The sequence below is a fragment of the Pseudomonas sp. A39 genome (genome assembly GCF_058145955.1).
On record NZ_JBYVMD010000045.1, the window covers coordinates 15,060 to 37,979 of the forward strand.

The 22,920-nt window shown below is 62.3% G+C and carries 25 protein-coding genes; 5 read left to right on the forward strand and 20 right to left on the reverse strand.

Annotated features, from left to right (window positions below; genetic code table 11):
• The first annotated feature begins 72 nt into the window (after positions 1 to 72).
• Complete coding sequence (locus AC3ZU9_RS25750; protein ID WP_012723279.1) at positions 73 to 1,035, forward strand: zinc-binding dehydrogenase; 963 nt, start codon at positions 73 to 75, stop codon at positions 1,033 to 1,035.
• A 133-nt stretch (positions 1,036 to 1,168) separates the two neighbouring features.
• Here the strand turns inward: AC3ZU9_RS25750 and AC3ZU9_RS25755 are convergent, their stop codons facing one another.
• From AC3ZU9_RS25755 to AC3ZU9_RS25780, 6 genes are all read right to left on the reverse strand, one after another.
• Positions 1,169 to 1,822 carry an HAD family hydrolase gene (locus AC3ZU9_RS25755; RefSeq protein ID WP_093546659.1) on the reverse strand — a complete coding sequence of 218 codons (654 nt, stop codon included), beginning with the start codon at positions 1,820 to 1,822 and terminating at the stop codon, positions 1,169 to 1,171.
• A 30-nt stretch (positions 1,823 to 1,852) separates the two neighbouring features.
• On the reverse strand, positions 1,853 to 2,842 hold the full coding sequence (locus AC3ZU9_RS25760; RefSeq protein ID WP_093546662.1) for an ABC transporter ATP-binding protein: 990 nt from the start codon (positions 2,840 to 2,842) through the stop codon (positions 1,853 to 1,855).
• Entirely contained in the window at positions 2,839 to 3,639 is an 801-nt protein-coding gene (locus AC3ZU9_RS25765; RefSeq protein ID WP_093546665.1) for an ABC transporter permease, read from the reverse strand. Before AC3ZU9_RS25765 ends, AC3ZU9_RS25760 begins: the two co-directional genes overlap by 4 nt.
• Positions 3,626 to 4,462 (reverse strand): ABC transporter permease, encoded by an 837-nt coding sequence (locus tag AC3ZU9_RS25770; protein WP_012723283.1) that lies wholly within the window; start codon positions 4,460 to 4,462, stop codon positions 3,626 to 3,628. The genes AC3ZU9_RS25765 and AC3ZU9_RS25770 overlap by 14 nt, the downstream gene beginning before the upstream one ends.
• Positions 4,459 to 5,265, reverse strand: a complete 807-nt coding sequence (locus tag AC3ZU9_RS25775) for an alkaline phosphatase family protein (protein WP_043205111.1) — start codon at positions 5,263 to 5,265, stop codon at positions 4,459 to 4,461. The genes AC3ZU9_RS25770 and AC3ZU9_RS25775 overlap by 4 nt, the downstream gene beginning before the upstream one ends.
• A gap of 187 nt (positions 5,266 to 5,452) precedes the next feature.
• Complete coding sequence (locus tag AC3ZU9_RS25780; RefSeq protein WP_012723285.1) at positions 5,453 to 6,529, reverse strand: ABC transporter substrate-binding protein; 1,077 nt, start codon at positions 6,527 to 6,529, stop codon at positions 5,453 to 5,455.
• Positions 6,530 to 6,876: 347 nt separating this feature from the next.
• Here AC3ZU9_RS25780 and AC3ZU9_RS25785 point away from each other — a divergent pair, with 347 nt between their 5' ends.
• Positions 6,877 to 7,590: a UTRA domain-containing protein gene (locus AC3ZU9_RS25785; RefSeq protein WP_043205112.1), complete on the forward strand. Its 714-nt coding sequence runs from the start codon at positions 6,877 to 6,879 to the stop codon at positions 7,588 to 7,590.
• A 156-nt stretch (positions 7,591 to 7,746) separates the two neighbouring features.
• On the opposite strand, the gene AC3ZU9_RS25790 is transcribed toward AC3ZU9_RS25785, so the two are convergent.
• Genes AC3ZU9_RS25790 through AC3ZU9_RS25825 form a run of 8 tightly spaced genes read right to left on the reverse strand, consistent with a single transcriptional unit; the run spans position 7,747 to position 13,903 of the window.
• Entirely contained in the window at positions 7,747 to 8,706 is a 960-nt protein-coding gene (locus AC3ZU9_RS25790; protein ID WP_093546668.1) for a metal ABC transporter solute-binding protein, Zn/Mn family, read from the reverse strand.
• Entirely contained in the window at positions 8,706 to 9,605 is a 900-nt protein-coding gene (locus tag AC3ZU9_RS25795; RefSeq protein WP_012723288.1) for a metal ABC transporter permease, read from the reverse strand. Before AC3ZU9_RS25795 ends, AC3ZU9_RS25790 begins: the two co-directional genes overlap by 1 nt.
• The gene (locus AC3ZU9_RS25800) at positions 9,602 to 10,348 is read right to left on the reverse strand and encodes a metal ABC transporter ATP-binding protein (RefSeq protein WP_490091520.1); all 747 of its coding nucleotides are present in this window, start codon (positions 10,346 to 10,348) and stop codon (positions 9,602 to 9,604) included. Before AC3ZU9_RS25800 ends, AC3ZU9_RS25795 begins: the two co-directional genes overlap by 4 nt.
• Positions 10,345 to 11,265 (reverse strand): metal ABC transporter substrate-binding protein, encoded by a 921-nt coding sequence (locus tag AC3ZU9_RS25805; protein WP_093546674.1) that lies wholly within the window; start codon positions 11,263 to 11,265, stop codon positions 10,345 to 10,347. The genes AC3ZU9_RS25800 and AC3ZU9_RS25805 overlap by 4 nt, the downstream gene beginning before the upstream one ends.
• A gap of 19 nt (positions 11,266 to 11,284) precedes the next feature.
• Positions 11,285 to 11,845: a DUF6162 family protein gene (locus AC3ZU9_RS25810; protein WP_122810609.1), complete on the reverse strand. Its 561-nt coding sequence runs from the start codon at positions 11,843 to 11,845 to the stop codon at positions 11,285 to 11,287.
• Positions 11,842 to 12,171, reverse strand: coding sequence for a hypothetical protein (locus tag AC3ZU9_RS25815; RefSeq protein ID WP_012723292.1), 330 nt, complete (start codon positions 12,169 to 12,171; stop codon positions 11,842 to 11,844). Before AC3ZU9_RS25815 ends, AC3ZU9_RS25810 begins: the two co-directional genes overlap by 4 nt.
• A complete protein-coding gene (locus tag AC3ZU9_RS25820) occupies positions 12,168 to 12,704 on the reverse strand; it encodes a hypothetical protein (protein ID WP_046036537.1) in 537 nt (178 codons plus the stop codon). The genes AC3ZU9_RS25815 and AC3ZU9_RS25820 overlap by 4 nt, the downstream gene beginning before the upstream one ends.
• Positions 12,701 to 13,903, reverse strand: coding sequence for a PepSY-associated TM helix domain-containing protein (locus AC3ZU9_RS25825; RefSeq protein WP_102061092.1), 1,203 nt, complete (start codon positions 13,901 to 13,903; stop codon positions 12,701 to 12,703). Before AC3ZU9_RS25825 ends, AC3ZU9_RS25820 begins: the two co-directional genes overlap by 4 nt.
• Before the next feature lie 288 nt (positions 13,904 to 14,191).
• Between AC3ZU9_RS25825 and leuC the strand changes: the two genes are divergently transcribed.
• Entirely contained in the window at positions 14,192 to 15,610 is a 1,419-nt protein-coding gene (leuC, locus tag AC3ZU9_RS25830) for a 3-isopropylmalate dehydratase large subunit (protein WP_046036539.1), read from the forward strand.
• Entirely contained in the window at positions 15,607 to 16,221 is a 615-nt protein-coding gene (gene leuD, locus AC3ZU9_RS25835) for a 3-isopropylmalate dehydratase small subunit (RefSeq protein WP_490091521.1), read from the forward strand. Before leuC ends, leuD begins: the two co-directional genes overlap by 4 nt.
• A gap of 126 nt (positions 16,222 to 16,347) precedes the next feature.
• Here the strand turns inward: leuD and AC3ZU9_RS25840 are convergent, their stop codons facing one another.
• The 3 genes from AC3ZU9_RS25840 to soxR all read right to left on the reverse strand — a co-directional run bounded on the left by AC3ZU9_RS25840 (position 16,348) and on the right by soxR (position 18,977).
• Positions 16,348 to 17,262 carry a LysR substrate-binding domain-containing protein gene (locus AC3ZU9_RS25840; RefSeq protein WP_490091522.1) on the reverse strand — a complete coding sequence of 305 codons (915 nt, stop codon included), beginning with the start codon at positions 17,260 to 17,262 and terminating at the stop codon, positions 16,348 to 16,350.
• A 54-nt stretch (positions 17,263 to 17,316) separates the two neighbouring features.
• Positions 17,317 to 18,192 (reverse strand): alpha/beta fold hydrolase, encoded by an 876-nt coding sequence (locus tag AC3ZU9_RS25845; RefSeq protein ID WP_490091523.1) that lies wholly within the window; start codon positions 18,190 to 18,192, stop codon positions 17,317 to 17,319.
• A 335-nt stretch (positions 18,193 to 18,527) separates the two neighbouring features.
• Positions 18,528 to 18,977: a redox-sensitive transcriptional activator SoxR gene (soxR, locus tag AC3ZU9_RS25850; protein ID WP_012723299.1), complete on the reverse strand. Its 450-nt coding sequence runs from the start codon at positions 18,975 to 18,977 to the stop codon at positions 18,528 to 18,530.
• 100 nt (positions 18,978 to 19,077) lie between these two features.
• Here soxR and AC3ZU9_RS25855 point away from each other — a divergent pair, with 100 nt between their 5' ends.
• The gene (locus tag AC3ZU9_RS25855; RefSeq protein ID WP_490091524.1) at positions 19,078 to 19,443 is read left to right on the forward strand and encodes an antibiotic biosynthesis monooxygenase; all 366 of its coding nucleotides are present in this window, start codon (positions 19,078 to 19,080) and stop codon (positions 19,441 to 19,443) included.
• Here AC3ZU9_RS25855 and AC3ZU9_RS25860 read toward each other — a convergent pair.
• From AC3ZU9_RS25860 to ssuD, 3 genes are read right to left on the reverse strand one after another with little or no spacing between them, the layout of a single operon-like run.
• Positions 19,432 to 20,535 carry a sigma-54 interaction domain-containing protein gene (locus AC3ZU9_RS25860; RefSeq protein WP_490091525.1) on the reverse strand — a complete coding sequence of 368 codons (1,104 nt, stop codon included), beginning with the start codon at positions 20,533 to 20,535 and terminating at the stop codon, positions 19,432 to 19,434. The genes AC3ZU9_RS25855 and AC3ZU9_RS25860 overlap by 12 nt on opposite strands.
• An 11-nt stretch (positions 20,536 to 20,546) precedes the next feature.
• Positions 20,547 to 21,734: an acyl-CoA dehydrogenase family protein gene (locus AC3ZU9_RS25865; RefSeq protein ID WP_046036546.1), complete on the reverse strand. Its 1,188-nt coding sequence runs from the start codon at positions 21,732 to 21,734 to the stop codon at positions 20,547 to 20,549.
• 37 nt (positions 21,735 to 21,771) lie between these two features.
• On the reverse strand, positions 21,772 to 22,914 hold the full coding sequence (ssuD, locus tag AC3ZU9_RS25870) for an FMNH2-dependent alkanesulfonate monooxygenase (protein ID WP_490091526.1): 1,143 nt from the start codon (positions 22,912 to 22,914) through the stop codon (positions 21,772 to 21,774).
• Positions 22,915 to 22,920 lie beyond the last annotated feature (6 nt).

Consider the following 22,920-nt stretch of genomic DNA (forward strand, 5'->3'; position numbering starts at 1 on the left):
GGTCCGGTCGCATAATGCAAAAAGCCCGGCGATACAGCTACGGGCTCAGTCCAGACTCACTATGGAGGCACTGTGAAAGCATTGCAAGGCGTTGACGGTCATGTGGAGTGGTTGGAAGAACCCAGTCCTACCTGCGATGTAGGGCAAGTTCGCATTCGTGTGGCGGCAGCGGGCCTCAATCGCGCCGATTTATTACAGCGTGCGGGGCTCTATCCACCGCCACCGGGCGCCAGTCACGTGTTGGGCCTTGAGTGTTCCGGGGTGATCAGTGAAGTGGGCGCGGGCTCATCCTGGCAAGTCGGCGACCGCGTCTGCGCGTTGCTCGCCGGTGGCGGCATGGCCGAAGAAGTGGTGGTGGATGCGCGCCACGTATTGCCGGTACCGGAAGGCCTGTCGCTGATCGAAGCGGCCGCGTTGCCTGAGGTGTACAGCACGGCGTGGCTCAATCTGTTCCAGCTGGCGGGCCTCAAACCCGGTGAAAAAGTGCTGTTGCACGCTGGCGCCAGCGGCGTGGGTTCCGCGGCGATCCAGTTGTGCAAGGCATTTGGCAGCCCGTGCTGGGTCAGTGTCGGCTCGGCGGAGCGCCTGGCCTATTGTGAGGAACTCGGCGCCCAGGGCGGCGTGGTACGGACCGACGGGATCGAAGGGCTACGGGATTTCGGGCCGTTCGATGTGATTCTTGACCCGGTGGGCGGCAACTATGCGGCGCTGGACCTCAAGCTGCTGGCCCTGGATGGGCGTTGGGTATTGATCGGCTTGATGGGCGGTCGTGACGCGCAGTTGGACTTGGCCCAGGTGCTGGGCAAGCGCATTCAATTGTTGGGTTCGACCCTGCGCAGTCGTGACGACTCGTTCAAGGCGGACCTGTTCAGTGATTTGAGCCAACACGTGTGGCCGTTGTTTGTTGAGGGCCGCTTGAGCCCGCAATTGGCCAAGACCTTCTCGATCCAGGACGCTGAGGCGGCGTTTGAAGCGCTGGCGACGAATCAGATTTCCGGGAAGCTGGTGTTGGTGATTGACGAAAGCCTGAGCTGAATGGGGATGCGGTGAACAATGTGGGAGGGGGCTTGCCCCGATAGCGGTGTGTCAGTGAAGAATGTTTCATCTGACAGACCGCCATCGGGGGCAAGCCCCCTCCCGCATTTGATTGCATTTCACTTCAAGAGAGTCAGATCCAATGGTGGATTGGCCAGCCTGCCTGTTCGGCGTGGGCGCGTAGCACCGGGTCAGGGTTAACGACTTGCGCAAACTCCACCTTACTCAGCAACGGCAAATCATTGCGCGAGTCCGAATAGAAATACGCGCCCTCCAATGTTTCCCCTTCTTGCTCCAGCCATTCCAGCAACCGCGTGATCTTGCCTTCACGATACGTCAGGACACCCACGGTACGCCCGCTGTACACGCCATGGCTGACGTCCAGTTCAATCCCCAGCACTTCATCGATGCCGATTCGCGCCGCAATCGGCGTGACCAAGTGCGTGCTCGAGGCGGAGATCACCAGAATCCGGTCGCCATTCGCACGGTGGCGGGCGATGGTCTTGGTGGCGTCGCTGTAGATCAACGGCTCGATCACATCCTCGACCCACGGCGCCACCAAGTGCTCGATTTCTGCCGGTGTGCGGCCGATCATCGGCTCCAGGCTGAAGTCCATGAAGTCTTCCATCTTCAGCTCGCCCCGGCTGTAGGCATCCATCAATTCGTGGTTCTTGCGCATGAACGACTCGGGATCGACCCAGCCCAGCCGGCCCATCTGCTCGCTCCACAGGGTGGCGCAGTCGCCGTGGATGAGGGTGTCGTCCAGATCAAAAATTACCAATGCCATCCGTCATGCTCTCTCAAATAAAACGTTGCATCAGGCTACTTCACACAGGGCACTGGGGTCGATGGAAAGTGCCAGGCGTTGTCCGTCCGGGTGCAGGTCGTCGGCCGAGCGGTTGAGCACGTCGACCACCAGTTCCACGCCGCGCGCTTCGATGCGGTAGCGAATGACGTTGCCCAACAGGCTGTGGCTGCGCACCAGGGCGTCGAGTTCGCCATTGCGGCTCAGCTCGATGGCCTCCGGGCGAATGGCGATACGGCTGTTGATCGGGCGTTGCAGCAGTTGGGTGGCCTTGTCGGCGTCCAGCAGGTTGTAGTTGCCGATAAACCCGGCGGCGAATACATCCACCGGTGCGGTGTAGAGGGTCTCGGCATCGCCGCTTTGCACGATCTTGCCTTGGTTCATCAGGAAGATCCGGTCGGACATGGTCAAGGCTTCTTCCTGATCGTGGGTCACGAAGATGGTGGTCAGGCCTAGTTCGCGCTGGATCTGGCGGATCTGTTCGCGCAGGTGCTTGCGGATCCGTGCATCCAGCGCCGACAGCGGCTCATCCAGCAGCAACAGGCGCGGGCGGGTCACCAGGGAGCGTGCCAGGGCCACGCGCTGGCACTGGCCGCCGGACATCTGGTGCGGGTAGCGGCCGGCGAGGTCATTGAGTTCGACCAGTTGCAGCACTTCCTGCACGCGCTTGTGGCTGTCGTCGGCGTTGACCTTTTGCATGCGCAGACCAAAGGCGACGTTCTGTTCCACGGTCATGTTGGGAAACAGCGCATAACTCTGGAACACCATGCCGATATGGCGTTTCTGCGGGCTCAGCGGGACGATGTCCTGGCCGTCGAGCAGGATTTGCCCGCTGTCGACCGAAGTCAGCCCGGCGATGCAGCGCAGCAGCGTGGACTTGCCGCAACCGGACGGGCCGAGCAAGGTGACGAATTCGCCCTTGGCGATCTCGCAGTTGATATCACTGAACACCGGGGTGCCGGCGTAGCCTTTTTGCAGGTGTTGGACGCTGACGAAGCTCATTGGCTTTTGTCCTTGTTCAAGATATTGGCGGCCCAGGTCAGCACCAGCACAAAGAAGAAATAAGAAATCACGACGGCGCTGGTGAAGTGGCCGCTGCTGTTGCGCATGTTGTTCAGGTACACCTGCAGGGTTTCGTAGCGGGTGCCCACCAGGATGTTGGCGAACACGAACTCGCCGAACAGGAACGAGAACGACAGCAACAGCGCCACCATCAGGCCTTTGCGCAGGTTCGGCAGCACCACCAGGATCGCCGCCTGCCAGGTACTGGCACCGAGCAGTTGCGAGGCGTCCATCAGGTCGCGCAGGTTGATCGCCTGCAGGTTGTTAGTGATCGCCCGGTACATGAACGGCAGTGCGACGGTGAAGTAACAGCCGATCAGGATCCACGGCGTGCCGACCATCGCCATCGGCCCGGAGCCATACAGTTGCAGCAGGCCCACCGACGACACCACCGGCGGCACCGCGAAGGGCAGCAGGATGAGGATGTTCATCAGCGCGTCGAGCCGGGGGAAGTGATAATGCACCACGAACAGCAGCGGCAAAATCAACACTACCGAGAGGATCAGCGCGCCCACGCACACCAGCAATGACTGCCCGAAGGCCATCAGGAAGCGCGGGTCGCTCCACAGCTGCACGTACCATTTCACGGTGAAACCGGCGGGCAGGATCGTCGCCGACCAACTGCTGGCAATGGAATAGACAAAGGTGCCGATCAGCGGCAACACCAGGATCGTAAACAGCAGGTACACCACCACGCGGTGGTAGAGGGAGGCCGGGCCGGCTTCAGCGCGAGACATGGTAGCTCCTCTTGAGCAGCAGTTGATGGACCACGGTGACCACGGTCATCAACGCCACCAGCACCACGGCCAGGGCGCTGGCCAGGTTCGGGTCGAGCGACACATCACCGGACACCAGCCCGGCAATGCGGATCGGCAACACGTTGAAGTTGCCGGTGGTCAAGGCGTAGACGGTGGCATAGGCGCCGAGGGCATTGGCCAGCAGGATCACGAAGGTACCGAGCAGGGCGGGGGTGAGCACCGGCAGGCCGATATGCCGCCAGAACTGCCAGCCGTTGGCACCCAGCAGGGACGCCGACTCACGCCAGTCTTCGCGCAGCGCGTCGAAGGCCGGGTACAGCAGCAGCACGCCCAATGGAATCTGGAAGTAGGTGTAAAGGATGATCAACCCGGTCTTGGAGTAGAGGTTGAAGTCCTGGATGATTCCCGCCTGCTTGAGCATGAGGGTGATGCTGCCGTTGAACCCCAGCAGGATGATGAACGCAAAGGCCAGGGGCACACCGGCAAAGTTGCTGGTCATGTTGGCGAAGGCGGTGACGAAATTGCGCAGCGGCGAATCCACCCGACGCAGGGAGTAACTGCCCAGGGTGGCGATGATGATGCCGAAGACACTCGAGTAGAAACTGATCTCGAGGCTGAACTGGATCGCTTGCAGGTAGAACTTCGAGCTGAAGATCCGCGTGAAGTTTTCCAGGCCCCAGCCGGCTTCCTCGGTCTGCAGGCTGTTGATCAGTACCCACACCAACGGGGCGATTTCGAACACGATAAAGAACAGTGCGAAAGGCACCAGGCACAGCAGTGCCAGCCATTTACCACGGATCATTTCAACAGCTCCCGGCACACAGGTTTGTCGTGGGGCGCGCCCAGCAGTTCGCAGACGGTGCCGCACAGCTCGGTCTGTTTCGGCGCAGCGTGGGTGTCCAGGCTGAAGGCATCGCCGAGCACAAACAGCGGCACTTCGCGTTCTTCCGGCAGCAGGCCATTGTGGGAGCGGTCGTTGTTCATGCCGTGGTCGGCGGTCACCAGCACTTGGTAACCGGCGTCGAGCCAGGCTTGCAGGTAATCGGCCAGGATGATGTCGGCCGAGCGTGCGCTGTTGCGGTATTGCGCCGTATCGAGGCCGTGCTTGTGGCCGGCGTCGTCGATGTTCATCGGGTGCACCACCAGGAAGTTCGGCGCGTGCTTGAGGCGCAGGCTTTCGGCGTCGGCAAACAGGTGGGAATCCGGGTAGTGGTCATTCCAGTAGAAATGCCCGTGCTGGATCGCCAGCGCCGTGTCGTCGGTGTGACGGTCGCGGGCGGCGAGAAAGGGCGTGCGGTTATACAACTCGCTGACCCAATGGTAGGCCGCCGCTGCCGTGGTAAGGCCGGCGTCGGTGGCGTAATGGAAGATGCTGCGCTGGTTGGACAGGCGCGAGACGTTGTTGTGGACGATGCCGCTCTGGATGGGAGGCACGCCGGTCAGGATGCACTCATACAGCGGGCGGGACAGGGCGGGCAGTTCACATTCCAGTTTGTAGAGGGCTGCGCGTCCTGCGCCGACATAGGCCTGCAAGTGCCCCATGGCGTGTCGGGCAACCTCGAAGTTCAGGCCGTCGAGCACGACTAGGATGACATTGTGCTTCATGGGGGCTGGCGCTCCGCAACGATGGACTTGACTCAATATTCCTGGTGCATCTGGGTTCAAGTGTGTGAGGGGGCTTGCCCCCGATAGCGACGTGTCAGTTTGAATATCTGTGACTGATCCATCGCCATCGGGGGCAAGCCCCCTCCCACATTGGATCTCCAGTGGAGCTCCAATGTGGGTACCCGGCTTACTTCATCTCTACGATGACTTGCTCGTTCCACAGCTGCGGCAGCTTCTTGGACGTCGCTTCCCACGCATCGGCATCCTTGATCGGCTGCGGGTTGGCCTTGGTGTACTGCTCGCCCGGGATCAGGTTCTTGGCGATGTCGGCCGGCAGTTTCAGGTCGGTTTCAGCGCGGATCGGACGTGCATTGCCTTTCGCCAGGTTGAGCTGGCCGGCATCGCTGAAGATGTACTCGCGGGTCAGCTTGGCGGCGTTCGGGTGCTTGGCGTATTTGTTGATGATAGTGGTGTAGCCGGATTTAACCGAGCCGTCCGATGGGATCAACACCACGTAGTCATCCGGGTTGGCCATCTTGGCCTTGTAGCTCAGGCCGTTGAAGTCCCAGACCACGCCCACTTCGACTTCGCCTTTCTCCATGGTGGCGATGGTCGGGTTGGACAGCGAGAGACGGCCTTGCTGGGCGATCTTGGTGAAGAATTGCAGGCCGGGGGCGATGTTCTTTTCGTCGCCTTTGTTGGCGATGGCGGCTGCCAGTACACCGTTGGCCGCTTGTGCCGCGGTGCTTACGTCACCAATGGAGACCTTGTACTTGCCGCTCTGCAGGTCAGCCCAGCTTGTAGGTACTTCAGAGCCGTGCAGCAGCTTCTTGTTGACGATAAACGCGATGGTGCCGGTGTAGGCCAATGCCCAGTGACCGTCTTTGTCTTTAGCCCAATCCGGCACCTGGGCCCAGGTGGACGGTTTGTACGGTTGGGTGACTTCCTGCTTCACCGCGATTGGACCGAACGCCGCGCCGACGTCGCCGATGTCGGCGCTGGCGTTGTCTTTCTCGGCCTTGAACTTGGCGATTTCCTGGGCCGAGCTCATGTCGGTGTCGATGTGCTTGAGGCCGTATTTCGACGCCAGGTCTTCCCAGGTGCCTTTCCAGTTGGCCCAGTCATCGGGCATGCCGACGCTGTTTACAGCGCCTTCTGCCTTAGCGGCAGCTTCCAGGGTTTTTAGATCGGTATCAGCGGCCATGGCGGCGGTGCACATGGCAATGGTCGAGCCTAACAGTGATGCCAGGAAAAGCTGTTTCATCCGAAGCTCCTTTGGGCGTTTTCAACGCGGCGTTTGTTTCGACGGTGTTGTTGGTCTAGGTCAGAGCAATACCTGAGCCAATCTAGACGCGATGGATGACAGTTTCATGTCGATGTCGTTTTCAAAGCGCTGATGTCGCTGCGCGCTGACTTAGCGTAGACCATGCCCAAGTGCCCGTAGGGATTGGACTTGGCCGATGTATTGCAGGGTGTGCTGTGGAAGATGTACACGGACTGTCATCTGTCGGTCATCTGTAATGCCTAGGCTGGCACGCAGTAAGGCAAGCCCGATTACGGAGCGGTTTGTGCACCTCATCGGTGCTGGTCTAGTCCAGATAGGTAACGTTGATGCGAGATGAGGCAATCAAGGCGGTGACCTCCATTGGCCTGGCGCTGCAAGAGCAGATTGACCACGGCCTGTTGCCGCCTGCCAGCAAACTGCCCGCCGAGCGCAAGCTCAGCGAGTTGTTTGGTACCACTCGGATCACGGTGCGGGAAGCCTTGTTACAACTTGAGGCCCAAGGCCAGATCTATCGCGAGGAGCGGCGCGGCTGGTTTGTCTCGCCGCCGCGACTGGCCTACAACCTGATGCAGCGCAGCCATTTTCACGCGATGGTCAGCGATCAGGGGCGCGTGGCGTCCACCGAAGTGATCTCTGCACGGCTGCAACCGGCGTCGGCGGCGGTGTGTGCGTGGTTGCAACTGCCGGCGCTGTCCAGCGTGATCCAGATTTGTCGGGGCCGGCGGATTGATGGGCGCTTGGTGTTGTATGTGGAGCACTACCTGAACCCGCAGTATTTTCCGGGGATTCTGGACTGCGATTTGAATCAGTCGATGACCGAACTGTATGCGCGCAAGTACGACCTGCACTACGGGCGCGTACGCTTTGAAATCGTGCCGACGTCACTGCCGGTCGAAGCCGCCGCCGCGTTGCGCGTGTCGGTGGGCAGCCCAGGCTTGCGGATCGCCCGGGTCAACTATGACCAGCACCAGCGTTTGATCGACTGCGACCTGGAGTTCTGGCGGCACGATGCCATCCACGTCGGCGTGGATGTGGTCTGAGACATGTAGTGAGCGGGCTTGCCCTGCGCTGGGCGGCGAAGCCGCCCCAACCGAGCCCCCCTCAGTGTGTCAGGTGCACCGCGGTGTCGGGTTTTGGGGCGGCTTCGCCACCCAGCGCGGGGCAAGCCCGCTCACTACAACAATTCTATTTAGATGTTAGGGTGTGAGCGCCTTGATCACCTGGTCCACATTGGTTTCCAGCTCTGTCACCGGCTCCGCACCGTCGACATTCAGCACCAGCAACTGCGAACCGCCGGCTGCAACCGCGGCCTTGACCGCCTCATTCGGCTGGCGATGATGCAGCACCACCGCGACGTCGTTGTCCTTCAACTCGGCACTGAGTGCCTGCAACGCCTCGGGTGTCCAATCGGCGTCAGGCCGTGCGTCGGTGCTGAGCACTTCCAGGTTTAAACCGCTGACCAGGTACGCGAAGTGATCACTCAAGCTAACCACGCTCAGGTTATCCGCCTTGGCCAGTCGCGCTTCGCTGTCGGCGGTGAGCTTGAGCAGGCGTTGCTTGAGGGCGGCGAGGTTGGCGTCGATCTTCGGCTTGGCGGTGGGCGCCAGGCGGCTCAGGTCGGCGGCCAGCACATCGGCCATGCGGCCCATATTGTTGCTCGACTGCCACGGCTGGCTGTTCAGGCCATCGGTGACGCCTGGCTGCACCGCGATGCCCGGTAAACCGCCATCCACCGGGCGGGCGGCGTCGACTTCAACGATGCGGATATTGCTGCGTCGCGCCACTGGGTACAGCGGGTCATCGGCCCACAGCGAGCGCAGGCCGATGGCGGCGTCGGCGTCCAGCGCCAACGTGCTCAGGGCCTGCGCGCCGCGGCCGGTGAAGTAGGACACCTGGCGCGAACCGGGCAAGTTGGCCGGAGCGGCTCGCTCCAATTGCACGTCGGTGCCTTTGAGCAGCACCTCGGCCAGGCCGTAGGTGATCGGCAGCGAGGCAAGGACCTTCACCGGTTTTACAGACTTGGCTTTGCTCAGTGCGGCGTGACCCAGGCCGGGATGGATTTTGAGGGTCTTGGGTTCTGCACCGTCGACAGCCAGTGCCGAAGTGCTGATCAAACAAGCGATGGCCAGGGCCAATGGACGAAAGACAGGGCGCATTATCCAAGATTCCCTTTGAGGCTGGGCACGGTGCCGCGCGCGATGGCGGCCAGGGCGAAGGCGATACCGGCAACCAGAATGATCGCGGCGCCGGATGGGATCGGCAGGTCGAAGATGATCGGCAGCAGGATCCCGCACAGTGTGCTGACGGTGGCAATCACCACCGAGACCCAGAAGAACCCCTTGAGCGACTGGCTCAGCAGGCGCGCCGCTGCGGCCGGAATCACCAACAGCGCGCCTACCAGGATCGCGCCGATGACCTTGACCGCCGCCACGGTGATCAGCGTCACCAGGATCACGAACAGGTAATCCAGGGTCTTGACCGCCACGCCGCGCACTGCCGCCAGTTGCGGGTTGAAGCTGGCGAGCATGATGCGGTTGTACAAGGGCAGCGCCAGGGCCATCACCAGCGCGCCGACAATTGCCAGCACCGCCAGATCGTTGCCATTGACCGTCAGCACTGAGCCAAACAGCACGTTTTCCAGGATATGCACGTTGATCTTGCCGGCCAGGATCAGCAACAGGCTCGCCCCCAATGCCAGCGACACCGACAGGAACACGCCGATCAAGGTATCCGGCGCCAGGCCCGTGCGGTTGCGCAGGTAGTTGAGCAGGATGCCGAACAACAGGCAGTAGCCGAACAGGCTGCCGTAGGGCCCGGTGTAGGGTTCGCCGAGCAGAATGCCCACGGCGACCCCGGTCAGCGCGGCGTGGCCGACCGCTTCGGAGAAAAACGCGAAGCGCTTGACCACCACCAGCGTGCCCAGGCCGCCCAGCACCGGACCGATCAGCAGACCGGCGAGCAGGGCGTTGACCACAAAACCGTAGGCCAGTGCCTCCGGCAAATAGCCGGAAGAGGCCCAGCCCTGGACCATCAAGCGAAAGGCTTCATAACTCATTGCGCCGGGCTCCGAGGGTGGGTGGAGAACAGGGTCAGCAGGCGGTCCGGGGTCAGCGCCTCCTTGGGCGTGGCGTCGAACAGCACACGGCGGTTGAGACCGGTGACGCGGTCGGCCAGGCGGCCCACGGCTTCCAGGTCGTGCTCGATCCACAGCACGGTGATCCCGGCCAGGCGCCAGTCATTGAGCAGGCGTTCGAACACCTGGATACCGGCTTCGTCGAGGGCCGACATCGGTTCATCCAGCACCAGCAGTTGTGGCGCCGGGATCAGCCCCTGGGCCAGCAACACGCGCTGGCGCTCACCGCCAGATAACGCCCCCATGCGGCGCTTGCGTTTGTCCTGCATGCCGACTCGCTCCAGCGCCTCGCCAATAGCACCGGCGTACTGCTTGGACAGGCCGAGAAACGCCGGGCGTCGCTGGCACATGGCAGCCATGAAGTCATCGACGGTCATCGGCAGTCCGCGATCGAACTCCAAGGCCTGGGGCACATAACCGATGGTGCCGGGCGTGGTCGGCCAGTGCAGGCTCAACGTGCCCTGATGCGGGGTTTGCCCCAGCAGTGTCTTGATCAGCGAGCTTTTCCCGCCGCCGTTCGGCCCGACCAGCGCATGGATGCTGCCCGGCTGTACCTGGAAACTCACGTCATTCAGGATCGCGGTGCGACCCAAGGTCAGGGAGACCTTATCGAACTCAATCGTCGGGCCGACGCTGACCGCCTTCAGTTGTTCCACCGCCGTCATGCGCCCGACTCCTGAATCGCCCGCACCACGGTATTGAGGTTGCCGGTCATTTCCACTTCGTACTTCTCGGCGCTGTATTCGCCGTAGGAAATATGCGACAGCGGGTACAGCTTGACCCCGGATTCACGCTGGATGGTGTCGACGTAGGTGGACGGGAAGTCCATCTCCGAGAAGATCACCTTCACGTCCAGGGCCCGCAGTTCATCGATGGTTTTCTTCAACTGGCTGGGGCTGGGCTCGATGCCGTGGGCCGGTTCGACCACGGCGGTGACTTCCAGGCCGAATTCGCGCAGCAGGTAGTCGTAGGCGGCGTGTACGGTGGCCACGCGCAGGTCGGGGTTGGGGGCGTTGGTCAACTTGGCCAGGGCATCGGCGCGCATCTGGCGCAGGCGCTTGCCGTAGGCGCGGGCGTTCTGGGTGTAGGCCTTGGCGTTGTCCGGGTCGAGCTTGCCCAGTTCGCGGGCGATGTTGTTGACCTGGGCAATCGACGCACTGATCGACAGGAAGGTATGCGGGTTGACCACCTTGCCCGCACCGCGTGCGGCATTGCCGGTAGCGGCCAGCAGCGGCACGTTGGCGTTGGCCTCGACCACCGGGATGTCCGGGCGTTCGCTGGTGGCGATCATGCGGTCGGCGAAGTCATCATGGCCGACGCCGTTGAGCACGATCACGTCCAGGGTGCCGATGCGCTTGATGTCTTCGGCGCGTGGCTCGTAGGCATGGGGGTTGAAACCGGCCGGAATCAGCGGCACCACCTCGGCTTTGTCGCCGACGATATTGGCCACGTAGCTGTAATAAGGGTGCAGGGTGATGCCGATTCGCAGGCGTTTACTCGCTTCGGCATTGGCGAGCGGGGCGAGCATCAGGCTGAACAGGCCAACCAGCAACAGGCGCAACAGGGGGGATGAAGTAGACATGGGCAATCGGTCTTCTCGTTCAGTGGCGGTGCTGGCGAGTGACGCCGGCATCGAATTGCGCGACCACCTGCTTCCAGCCGGCTGCGATCAGGGCCTGGTCAGAGAGGTCGGAAGGGGCGGCGAGGTTGGCTTGGCGGTTGAGCCAGATATCCGGCTCGGCACCGTGCACGCGCATCAGCAGCGAGCCGCTGGTACCCGGCGCCTGGCTCAAGCCCAGGTAGGCCGAGGGGGCCAGCAATTGCCAACGATGATCACCACGGCTGACCGAGCTGGCGTCCTGGGCAAACGGCGCGAAGCCTTCTTCGGCCAGTTGCGCCGGGCTGGGCAGCGCGCTTTGCTCCTGCTGCAAGAGCTGGATCTCATCCAGGGTCACCCGAAGGTCGGCGTAGATGCCTTGCTCGGCGGCGCTCAGGTCGCGGCGGGCGTCCAATTGATGGCTGGGGACGGCCGCCACTTCCTGGGATTCACCGTGCAGCGCGATCACCGAACCCGCCACCGCCAGGATGATCAGGCACAACAACAGCACGTAGAGGGTTTCGTGACCGGCACCGGCGGGGCGTACAACCTGTGTGGTACTCATTGTGGCTGGATATCCGCTTGGTCGATTTCCACCACGTGGCCGGGGCCTGCATCAAACAGCACATAGAACTCGGCGGACGGCTTCTTGAAGGTCAGCGTGGAGTCCTCGCCAAGCTTGCCGGGCAGCAGGATGGTTTCGTCGTAGCCGATCACATCCAGGGTCACGCCGGGCGCGCCGCTGCCGTCGGAGAAACCGCCTTTGCACTGGATCTGCTCGCCGGGGATTTCCTTGCACTCGCACATCGGGTTGTGGGCCAGGGCGACGGTACTGAAACCGGCGCTCAGCAACAGCACGCCGCAGGCGCGGGTCAGGCGCATCAAAGTCATGGTTTAACTCCTTGCTTGTTCAGCCAGGCAATAGTGGCAGGCGAGGCCTGGCTCAACGGGATGGAACCCTGGTGCATGCTGCCGTCCCAGCCTTCCATGGTGATCCAGACTTCAGCATCGGCTGGCGTGCGTTCCGGAATCGGCAGGGCGGCGCCCATGCGGTACGGCGTGCCGAAGAAGATCACCCCAGCGGCCCGCAGGCTGCGCGGTTTGCCGATACGCAGGTAGGTGGCCTTGACCTGGTTGGCGCAGGTGTCGCACAGGGATGCGTTGAAAAACTTCATCGGGCCGGCCGGGTCGGGGCTCGGGCCTTCATTGCGAAATTCCGCGAGGGTCAGGCTCCAGGGCCCGACCTGCACTTCGCCGGCCACGCGCTCGCCGATACCGGCATCGCCGCGAAACAGCGCCGCATCGGCGAAGTACTTGGGCATGAAGCCCAGGGGCACCAGCAACAGCAGCACATTGATATGGAAGCGCCATTTCAGCCAGAAGGCGCGCAACGGCGACGGCGGTACAGCAGCGACCTTGCTCATCGGTGGGCCTCCGAGGTTTCAGCCTGCATGGCCGGGATGGCAATGGGCTTGTGTTGGGCCTTGGCTTCACGCTTGAGCGCATTGAGCGTTGCCAGGGCGGTGCGCTTGGTCCAGATCAGCAGGCCACTCAACACCATCATGCTCAGTACCAGGCCAAAAAATGCCCAGATCAGCTTGATCCACAGGCCACCGAAGTCGCCGGTGTGCAGGGGGCGCATGGATTCGGTGACGAACTCCAGGGTGGTGCGGTCGGAGAGCAGGTGCGAGACGGCGATTTCACCGTTATAGGGGTTCAGTTGCGCGGTCTGGAACATCAGCGGGTACCAACCGCGCCCGCCAATCTGCAGATGGCTGTAGGCGTTGAGCGGCAGGAACGCGAACGTTGCGTCCAGGCCCGGAATGCGTTGGGTCGCGATCTTGATGGCGTCGTCGAGCGGGATCATGGGCGCCGGTACGCCAGGGGCGGAAGTCGGCACTTTCTCGCGGGCAATCACCGGGACAATCGGCTCGCTGGAGATGGAGATCTGGTTGTCCCCAAGGAATGCCTGGATCAGGAACCAGGTGCCGGTAATCGAGATAACCGCGATAAACCAGATCGACCAGATGCCGCTCAGGCGGTGGAAGTCGCCCCAGAAGATCCGCGCTCCGTGGCGGATACGCAGGGTCGGCCGGAAAAAACCTTTCCAGAACCGCTTGTACACCACCAGCCCGGTGACCAGTGACGCCAACAACGGCAAGCCGAGGAAGGACACCAGGTACCAGCCCCAGCTATAGCCGTTGGTAAACGGCACCAGCCACCAGCCGTGCAGTGCGCGCGTGAATTGCTGGAAGTTGAATGCCGGGCTGATGCCCTGGATCGCGCCGGTGTAGGGGTTGGCGTAAGCCTCGACCGAACGCCCGTCGGGGTAGCTCAGGCCGACGCTGAGTGCAAAGTGCGATTCGTCGGGGCGGATGATCGAGCGGACGATCACCTGGGGCTCGTCACGCTTGATCGCGGCGATCACCTGGTCAAAGCTCAGCGGTTCGGCGTCATCCGACGGTTTGCTCGCACGGATATCCGGGTTGGCCAGCCAGACGATCTCCTGGCTGACCACCGCCAGGGTGCCGGTGACGCAGACGATCAGTACAAAGAACCAGATGGGCAATGCCAGCCAGCTATGCACGAGAAACCAGAGTTTGGAGCGCGACTTCTTCGACATGTGAATGAGGGTCTTGATCGGAGGGGGGCAGTGAAGGCCCGAAAAAGGCCAGTCGTAGCTTTTGCTGACGCGACAGGCTGTATCTAAGTTAAGACGGATGAGAATGAGAAATCCCTAAGGCGTATATGAAAGAAAATGTTTCAGGTTCACATTCAGGGCGCTTTAACGCCTCGATCGAACACGAAACATGTTCCAAGCCATCACCCTGGCGGCATTGATGGGGCGGGGCGGCTGCGTAGGATGGGCGCATGCCGTTGAGCGAGCGCCTACAAAAGTGAGCCCAGGAACATGACTGCCAGAACCCTCTACGACAAACACATCGATTCCCACACGGTGTGTGCCCTGGATGACCAGGGCCATGTCCTGCTTTATATAGATCGCCAGGTGATCAACGAGTACACCAGCCCCCAGGCCTTCAGCGGCCTGCGTGAGGCCGGGCGCAACGTTTGGCGCCCAGGCACGGCGCTGGCGGTGGTCGACCATGTGAACCCGACTACGCCCAAGCGCATAGCGGCGATGCCGGATGCCGGCGGCGCGCGGCAAGTGTCTTACCTGGCGGAGAATTGCCGCGACTTCGGCATCGAACTGCTGGACATCCTCGACAAGCGCCAAGGCATCGAACACGTGGTCGCTCCGGAACAGGGCTTTATCCTGCCGGGCATGGTGATTGCCGCCGGCGACAGCCACACCACCACGTACGGCGCCCTGGGGGCCTTCGGTTTTGGCATCGGTACCTCGGAAATCGAACACCTGCTGGCTTCCCAGACCCTGGTCTACAAGCGCCTGAAAACCATGCGCGTGAGCGTATACGGCGACCTGGCGCCAGGCCTGACGTCCAAGGACGTGATCATGGCGCTGATCGGCAAGATCGGCGCCTCGGGAGCCACCGGTTATGCCATTGAGTTTTGCGGCGCCACTGTCGATGCGCTGAGCGTCGAGGCGCGCATGACCCTCTGCAACATGGCGGTGGAAGCCGGGGCGCGCGGCGCGTTCATGGCGCCGGACGAAAAAGTCTTCGCCTACCTCAAGGGCAAGCCGCGCGCGCCACACGGCGCGCTGTGGGAGCAGGCGCTGGTGGGCTGGCGCTTGCTGCACTCGGATGCCAACGCGGTCTTCGACCAGGAGGTGCAACTCGACGTCGCCACCCTGGAACCCATGGTCACCTGGGGCACCAGCCCCGACCAAGTCGCACCCATTGGCGCCCGCGTGCCCGACCCGCAGGAGGTCAGCGACCTGATCCTGCGCCAGGACATGCGCCGCGCCCTCAGCTACATGGGCCTGGAAGCCGGCATGCCGTTGAGCGATATCGTCATCAGCCATGCGTTTATCGGCTCCTGCACCAACGCCCGCATCGAAGACCTGCGCGACGCCGCCCGCGTGGTGCGCGGCAAGCAGGTGGCCGAGCACGTACGGGCGATGATCGTGCCGGGCTCCACCGAAGTGCGTGACCAGGCCGAAGCCGAAGGGTTGGCAGCGATTTTTATCGACGCCGGCTTTGAATGGCGCCAGTCCGGCTGCTCGATGTGCCTGGCGATGAACGACGATGTGCTGGCCCCCGGCGATCGCTGCGCCTCCAGCACCAACCGCAACTTCGAAGGCCGCCAGGGTGCGGGCGCACGCACCCACCTGATGAGCCCGGCGATGGTTGCCGCTGCCGCCATTACCGGCCGCCTCACAGATGTCCGCCACTTTGGAGCGCGCCCATGAGCTTGCAACCCTTCATTCTGGTCACCGGCAAGGCCGCGCCGATGCTGGCGGCCAATATCGACACCGATGTGATCATGCCCAAGCAGTTCCTCAAGGGCATTGACCGCAATGGCCTGGACCGGGGGCTGTTCTTCGACCTGCGCTTCTTACCGTCCGGCGAGCCCAACCCCGAGTTCGTGCTGAACCAGCCGGCCTGGCAGGGCGCACGTTTCATGGTGGTAGGGCCGAACTTCGGTTGCGGCTCCAGCCGTGAGCATGCGGTATGGGGGCTGAAGCAAATGGGCATCCGCGCCTTGATCGGCAGCAGCTTTGCCGGGATCTTCTATGACAATTGCCAGCGTAACGGGGTGCTGTTGATTACCCTGGACGAGGCGGTGTTGCAGTCGTTGGGCAAGGCTGTCAGCCAGGCGAAACAGGCGCAGATCAGTATCGACCTTGAAGTCCAGCAGATCCATTTGGCGGATGGCCAGGTGATCCCGTTCCAGATCGATACCCTGCGCAAGACGGCGTTGTTGCTTGGCCTGGATGCCATCGGCAGTACGTTACAACGCAGCGAGCAAATCAAAGCGTTCGAACAACGCCACCTGCAAGCCAATCCCTGGCTCAACTGACACACTTAAATCCAAATGTGGGAGGGGGCTTGCCCCCGATGGCGGTGGGTCAGTCAACTTTTGAGTGACTGACACCCTGCAATCGGGGGCAAGCCCCCTCCCACATTTTTGATTGGGTTTGTGACCTCAGATTGAGAGCCCCTTGAAGTGTGCCTGCAAAAACTCCACGCAGGCGCGCAGCCTCCCGGAATACGCCAAGCGAGTCGGGTACACCGCCCACACGTTGGCGCTCTGGGTATAACCGTGCAGCACCTGCACCAGCTGGCCTTGCTCCAGCAGCGGCTTTACATCCCACATCGAACGCAATAACACCCCGCGCCCATCCAACGCCCACTGCAACACAATTTCGCCATTGTTCGACGACAGCGGCCCCCGCACGCGCACGCTTTCCTGGGCGCCGTCGTGTTCCAGGTTCCAGATGCCAAACGCGTTGTCGCGCTCCTTGAGGACCAGGCAGTCGTGCTGCTCCAGGTCGCTCAATTGGTGCGGTGTGCCGCGTCGTTGCAGATACGCCGGGGCGGCGCATAGCACGCGACGGTTGCTCACCAGTCGACGGCCGATGTGCTGGCCGGGGATGTCGTCGCCCACGCGGATCTCCAGGTCGAAACCTTCGCTGACGATATCGACCACACGGTCGAGCAGGTCCAGGCGGATCTCCAGGTCCGGGTACTGCTCGGCCAGCAACGACAGGGCAGGCGCCACATGGTTGCGGCCAAAGCCGAACGTGCTGCAGATATGCAGGCGGCCACGCGGGCTGTGATGCGCGTCGCTGAGTTCATCGGAAAGTTGCTGGAAGTCTTCCAGGATGCGCACGGCCCAGCGCTGCACCCGCTCACCGTCTTCGGTCAGGGCGATGCGCCGGCTGGTGCGGTGCAGCAGGCGGGTGGCCAGGGTGGTTTCAAGGATCTGGATGCGCTTGCTGACATACGCAGGCGACAACCCGAGCTCATCAGCTGCCGCAGCGAAGCCGGCCTTGCGGATCACGGTCAGGAACACCCGCAGGTCTTCGGGTAGGGGCACGGTATCTTTCTTATTCGTCATCAGACACAAGCGTGGCGGCATGAGCCGCCAGAATAGCATTGCGCTGGACACGGCTCAGCGCAGGAAGCTCAGGACTTCGCCCAGCAACAACTCTGGGGCTTCTTCGGCGATGTAATGGCCGGCCGGCAAGGCCTTGCCGCGCACATCAGTGGCGACTTTCTGCCATTCCTTGAGCGGCTCGAAACAGCGGCCGACGGTGCCTTCGGCGCCCCACATCACCAGCAGCGGCAGGTTCAGGTGATGGCCGGCGTCGATGTCCGCCTGGTCGTGCTCAAGGTCGATACCGGCAGCGGCACGGTAGTCTTCGCAGATGCCGGTGGCGGTGCCCGGCAGTTTCAGGCAACGCAGGTATTCGGCGAAGGCTTCATCGGTGAACGGCTTGAGCCCGGCACTGCGGCTGCCCATTACGCTGCGCAGGTACAACTCCGGGTTGCTCTCGATCAAGGCCTCCGGCAGCGGCGCCGGGCGGATCAGGAAGAACCAGTGCCAGTAGGCGCGGGCGAAGGCTTCGTCGGTTTGCGCATACATCGAGAGGGTGGGGGCGATATCCAACAGCACCATACGTTGCACGGTGGCCGCATGGTCCAGGGCCAGGCGATGGGCCACGCGGGCGCCACGGTCGTGGGCCAGCACCGAGAACTGTTCGAAGCCAAGGGCTTTCATCAGCTCCACGCTGTCGCGGGCCATTTCCCGTTTCGAATAGTTGGAGTGATCGTCATTGGCGGGCGGTTTGCTGCTGTCGCCATAGCCGCGCAGGTCGGCAGCCACTACCGTGAAGTGTTCAGCCAGTTGCTCGGCGACTTTGTGCCAGATAACGTGGGTTTGCGGGTGCCCGTGCAACAGGAGCAGGCCGGGACCTGTACCGCCTGTGCGGTAACTGATGCTGACGCCGTTGACGTGGCACTGGTCTTTCTGGAATCCGGCGAACATGGAATGACTCCTTGTGATGAGTGCTTGCATCCTGGAATCACGCGGCGTTCGGGGCAAGGGCGAAAGCGTGGAGGGGGTGTTCATGAAGTGTGTGGGCGCGGTGAGTGACGACTCGATCTTTCCAGCAATGGAGGTCACCTGTGGGAGCGGCGGTGCGTCGCTCCCACCGTTAATGTGTGTGGTGTTCAGCCGATCTCAGCTTTGCTTGAACCTCTCCATGGCTCGCTATCGTTCTCCTTGACGGTGGTGGCGGAGGGACGGCTTTTTCACTACAGGCCACGTATTGCGCGGCCTGTAGGCAACCGGCGCGGTGCTCTCCAAGCACTGGGAACGGGTCAGCGGTGTGGAGTGGGCTCCAGCAGTTGGGCGCCCGGACCGCACTCACCGAGCTTGTCGCCCTGATTGCGCAACGGACACGCCTCCATCGACAAGCACCCACAGCCAATACAGCCATTGAGTGTGTCGCGCAGCAGCGTCAGCTTGTTGATGCGCTCATCCAGGTCTTCCCGCCATAGCGCCGATAAGCGTTCCCAATCCCGGGCGTTGGGTGTGCGCCCCTCCGGCAACGCCTGCAACGCTTCGCCAATCGTTGCCAGCGGAATCCCCAGGCGCTGGGCGATCTTGATTACCACCACGCGCCGCAACACATCCCGTGGATAACGCCGTTGGTTACCGGCATTGCGATTACTCTTGATCAGCCCCTTGGTCTCGTAGAAATGCAACGCCGTGACGGCCACACCACTGCGGGCGGCGAGTTGGCCGACGGTGAGTTCCTTGTTCAGCATGAAAAACTCCCAAACAACGCTTGACCTTGACTTAACTAGAGGTTTTACCCTGCGTGGCATCGAATCGCAAGATTCCGCCTACAGAGAAAGGGGAGTGTTCATGCAGGTATCAGAGAAAAATCGCAGCTTCACTCAATTGATCGAATTTCAGATCGAGCCCCGGCAACAAAGGGCGCTGGTGGCGGCCCTGTCCACCCAAAGCGAGCGCCTGGCCCAGGGCCATGGCGGCTTTATCAATGCGAGTGTGCAGGTCAGCGACGACGGGCGCCGGGTGCTCAATTACTTGCAATGGCGCTCGCGCGAGGACGGCGAGGCGGCCTTCAAATGCTTTGAGCATGGCGAAGAAGATTTCTGGGCGTTGATTCGCGCCCACCAGGCCACGGCCGTGACCTTTGGTTCGTTCCAGGTGCTGCGCAGTTTCGAGCGCAGCCATGACAACGCGCTGCATTGCCGCCTAAATGGATAGATGCAACATGCGTTCGCCCTGCACGTTTTCGCCAGGGCGGCGCTTGTTCACCGCCAGCTCGCCGATCTTGATCAGGCGCGTGCGCGTGACGTTGCGGCTCAAGCCCAGCAGGTTGGCGGTGTGCACTTGGTTGTAATGGCTGAAACGATAAGCAGCGCGTAGCAGGGCATCCTCGACTTTTTCATGCAGGGCGCCGGCCTGTTCCTCGAAGAGTTTCTGGAAGGCGCGCGCCAGCAAGGCTTCGGCGCTGTTGTCGGTGCTGTGCTGGCTGTCGTCCTGGCGCTCGATGCGCATGTTCGACAGGCGCAAATCGTCGCGTTCGATCACGCCGTTGCGGCAGATCAACAGCGTGTGGTGGATCACGTTTTCCAGCTCGCGGATATTGCCCGGCCAACTGTAGCTTTTGAGCTTGTGCTCGGCCTCGCGGCTGATGGTGATCGGGCCGTAGCCCAGGCGCTGGCTGTAGGCGTCGATGAAGTGCCGGGTCAGCGGCAGGATATCGCCGGGCCGCTCGCGCAACGGGCTGAGTTCCAGGCTGACCACGTCGAGGCGGTAGTAGAGGTCCTCGCGGAAATGCCCGGCGTTGATGGCTTTTTCCAGTTGCACGTTGGTGGCGGCAAGCACACGCACATCAATCGCAATGCTCTTGCGCGAACCCAGGCGCACGACTTCGCGTTCCTGTAGGACGCGCAGCAGCTTGACTTGGATCGCCATCGGCAAATCGCCGATCTCGTCCAGGAACAAGGTGCCGCCGTCGGCCTCTTCGAACCAGCCGGCCTTGGCGCTGAGGGCACCGGTGAAGGCGCCTTTTTCATGGCCGAACAGTTCGGCTTCCACCAACGATTCGGAGAACGCCCCGCAGTTCACCGCCACGAACGGCCGGTTGCGTCGCGCGCTGAGGTTGTGAATATGCCGTGCCACCAGCTCTTTACCGGTCCCGGTCTCGCCGATGATAAGCACGCTGGCTTCGCTGGGCGCCACTTGCTGGATGTGGTCGAGCAGCGCCTGGGATTTGGGGTCTTCGAAGACCTGGGCCGTGGCGCGGATCGACGTCGCGAGGGCGGGCGAGGGCGGTAGGGTCAAAAGCTGCATGGGCACCTCTCTTAGGAATAGAACGTCGGAATCGGCAGGGATTGGTTCAACGCCCAATCCCCCAGTTCATGGAGCTTGTAGTCCACCGGGTCGTGCAGGGTTTGCGTGCGCAGGTTGCGCCAATGACGGTCCAGGCGCAGCGATGCATGGGTTGCGCGCGCGCCAGTGACTTCGAACAGACGGCTGCACAGGTCCAGGCCTTGGCGGGTCGCGGCAACTTTGGCGGTGGCAATGGCGATAGCCAGTTGGCCGCGCTCGCTTTCGCTGAGGTTCGGGCCCTTCGCCCAGGCGTGGTCGAGCAACTCGGCAGCGCGTTCCACCAACAGGCGCACACCTTCCAGGGCGACCCAGAATTCGCCGTAGTGGTGCAGCACGTAAGGGTCCTGGCGCACGTCTTCGGCGCTGGACTTATGCCACGAGCGGGTCTCGGTGAGCGTGTAGTTGCGCGCTTCTTCGAAAGCGCCTTCGGCAATACCGAGGAACATATGCGTGAACGTCAACTGCGCGATCAACGGGCGCAGACAGGCGAAAGGTGTGCTCAGCGGGCCTGGGTCGAGCAGCAGTTCCGATTCTTCGACGCGTACCCGCTCGAAGCTGGCGCTGCCGCTGTCGGTCTGGCGCTGGCCAATATTGTTCCAGTCGTTGTGCAAAGTGATGCCGCTGCGACCGCTGGGGATGGCCGCGATCAGCAGCTTGCCGCCGGCGGTTTCATCCACCGCCGAGGCGATCAGCATTTCCGAGTCACTGGCGCCGGAGCAGAAGCTCTTTTTGCCGGAGAACTCGCGCCAGCCGCCGAAATCCTTGACCACCGTGCGCGTGTCCAGTGGGTTGAGGGCGTTGCCCCAGAACCAGTTTTTGCGTGCGGTCTGTTCGAACCAGGGTTGCCATTGGTCCGGGCGCGAAAACAGGCGCACGGTGGCGAGCATCAGGTGGTGAAAACCGAAGACATGCGCAATGGAACTGTCGACCTTGGCGAACTCGCGCACGATGCCCAAGGTGTCGCTCCAGCGTGCGCCGAGCCCGCCGTATTGGGTGGGAATACTCAGGGCCAGCAGGCCGCTCTGGCGCAGGGCATCGCGTTCGGCTTTGGGCGTGCCTGCGCGTTCGTCACGTTCGACGGCGGTGAGGGCGAATTCAGCGGCCAGCAGTTTGGCAGTCTGCAAAGGAGACGGCAGGACGCTGTGGGGGGTGGCTGTCACGCGGTGTTCCTCAATGATTTGGTCGATCTCATTGCATTCAGGCCTTTGTTGTTGGCAACACATCGTTGGCGATCATTTCGCCGAACGGGCCAGTGAGGTTGGTAATGCCGCGCCCAGCAAGGCTGGCATAGGGTTCCGGTAGCAGTGGGAACACAAACTCGGCAAAGCGATAAGCCTCTTCCAGGTGCGGGTAGCCGGAGAAAATGAAGCTTTCGATGCCTAGGTCGGCGTATTCCTTGATGCGCTCGGCGACTTGTTGCGGGTTGCCGACCAACGCGGTACCGGCACCGCCGCGTACCAGTCCGACGCCGGCCCACAGGTTGGGGGCGATTTCCAGGTTGTCGCGGCGCCCGTCGTGCAGGGCGGCCATGCGGCGCTGGCCTTCGGAATCAAAACGCGAGAAGGATTTTTGCGCGGCCGCGATGGTGTCGTCGCTGATGTGCTCGATCAGCTTGTCGGCGGCTTTCCAAGCCTCTTCTTCGGTCTCGCGAACGATCACATGCAGACGGATGCCGAACTTCACGGTGCGCCCGCGGCGTGCGGCGCGCTCGCGGACATCCGCGAGTTTTTCCGCAACGGCGGCGGGCGGTTCGCCCCAGGTCAGGTATACATCGACCTGCTCGGCGGCGAGATCGTGGGCGGCGTCAGAGGACCCGCCGAAATACAGCGGTGGATAAGGCTTCTGCACCGGGGGGTAAAGCGCCTTGGCATTCTGTACACGCAGGTGTTTGCCTTCGAAATCCACCGATTCGCCCTGCAACACGCGGCGCCATATCTGTAGGAATTCGTCGGAGACTTCGTAGCGTTCGCTGTGATCGAGGAAGCTGCCATCGCCACGGTTTTCGTCAGGGTCACCGCCGGTAACCACGTTGATCAGCAGACGACCGTTGGACAGGCGATCAAGGGTCGCCGCCATGCGCGCCGAGACCGTGGGCGAGATGATGCCCGGACGAATCGCCACCAGGTAACGCAGGCGCTCGGTCAGCGGCACCAGCGCGGAGGCGATCACCCAGGAGTCTTCGCACGAGCGCCCGGTCGGAATCAATACGCCGTAGTAACCCAGGCTGTCAGCGGCCTGGGCGACTTGCTTGAGGTAATTGAGAGTGACTGGCCGTGCACCTTGGGTCGTGCCCAGGTAATGACCGTCGCCGTGAGTGGGCAGAAACCAGAAAACATCCATGACAAA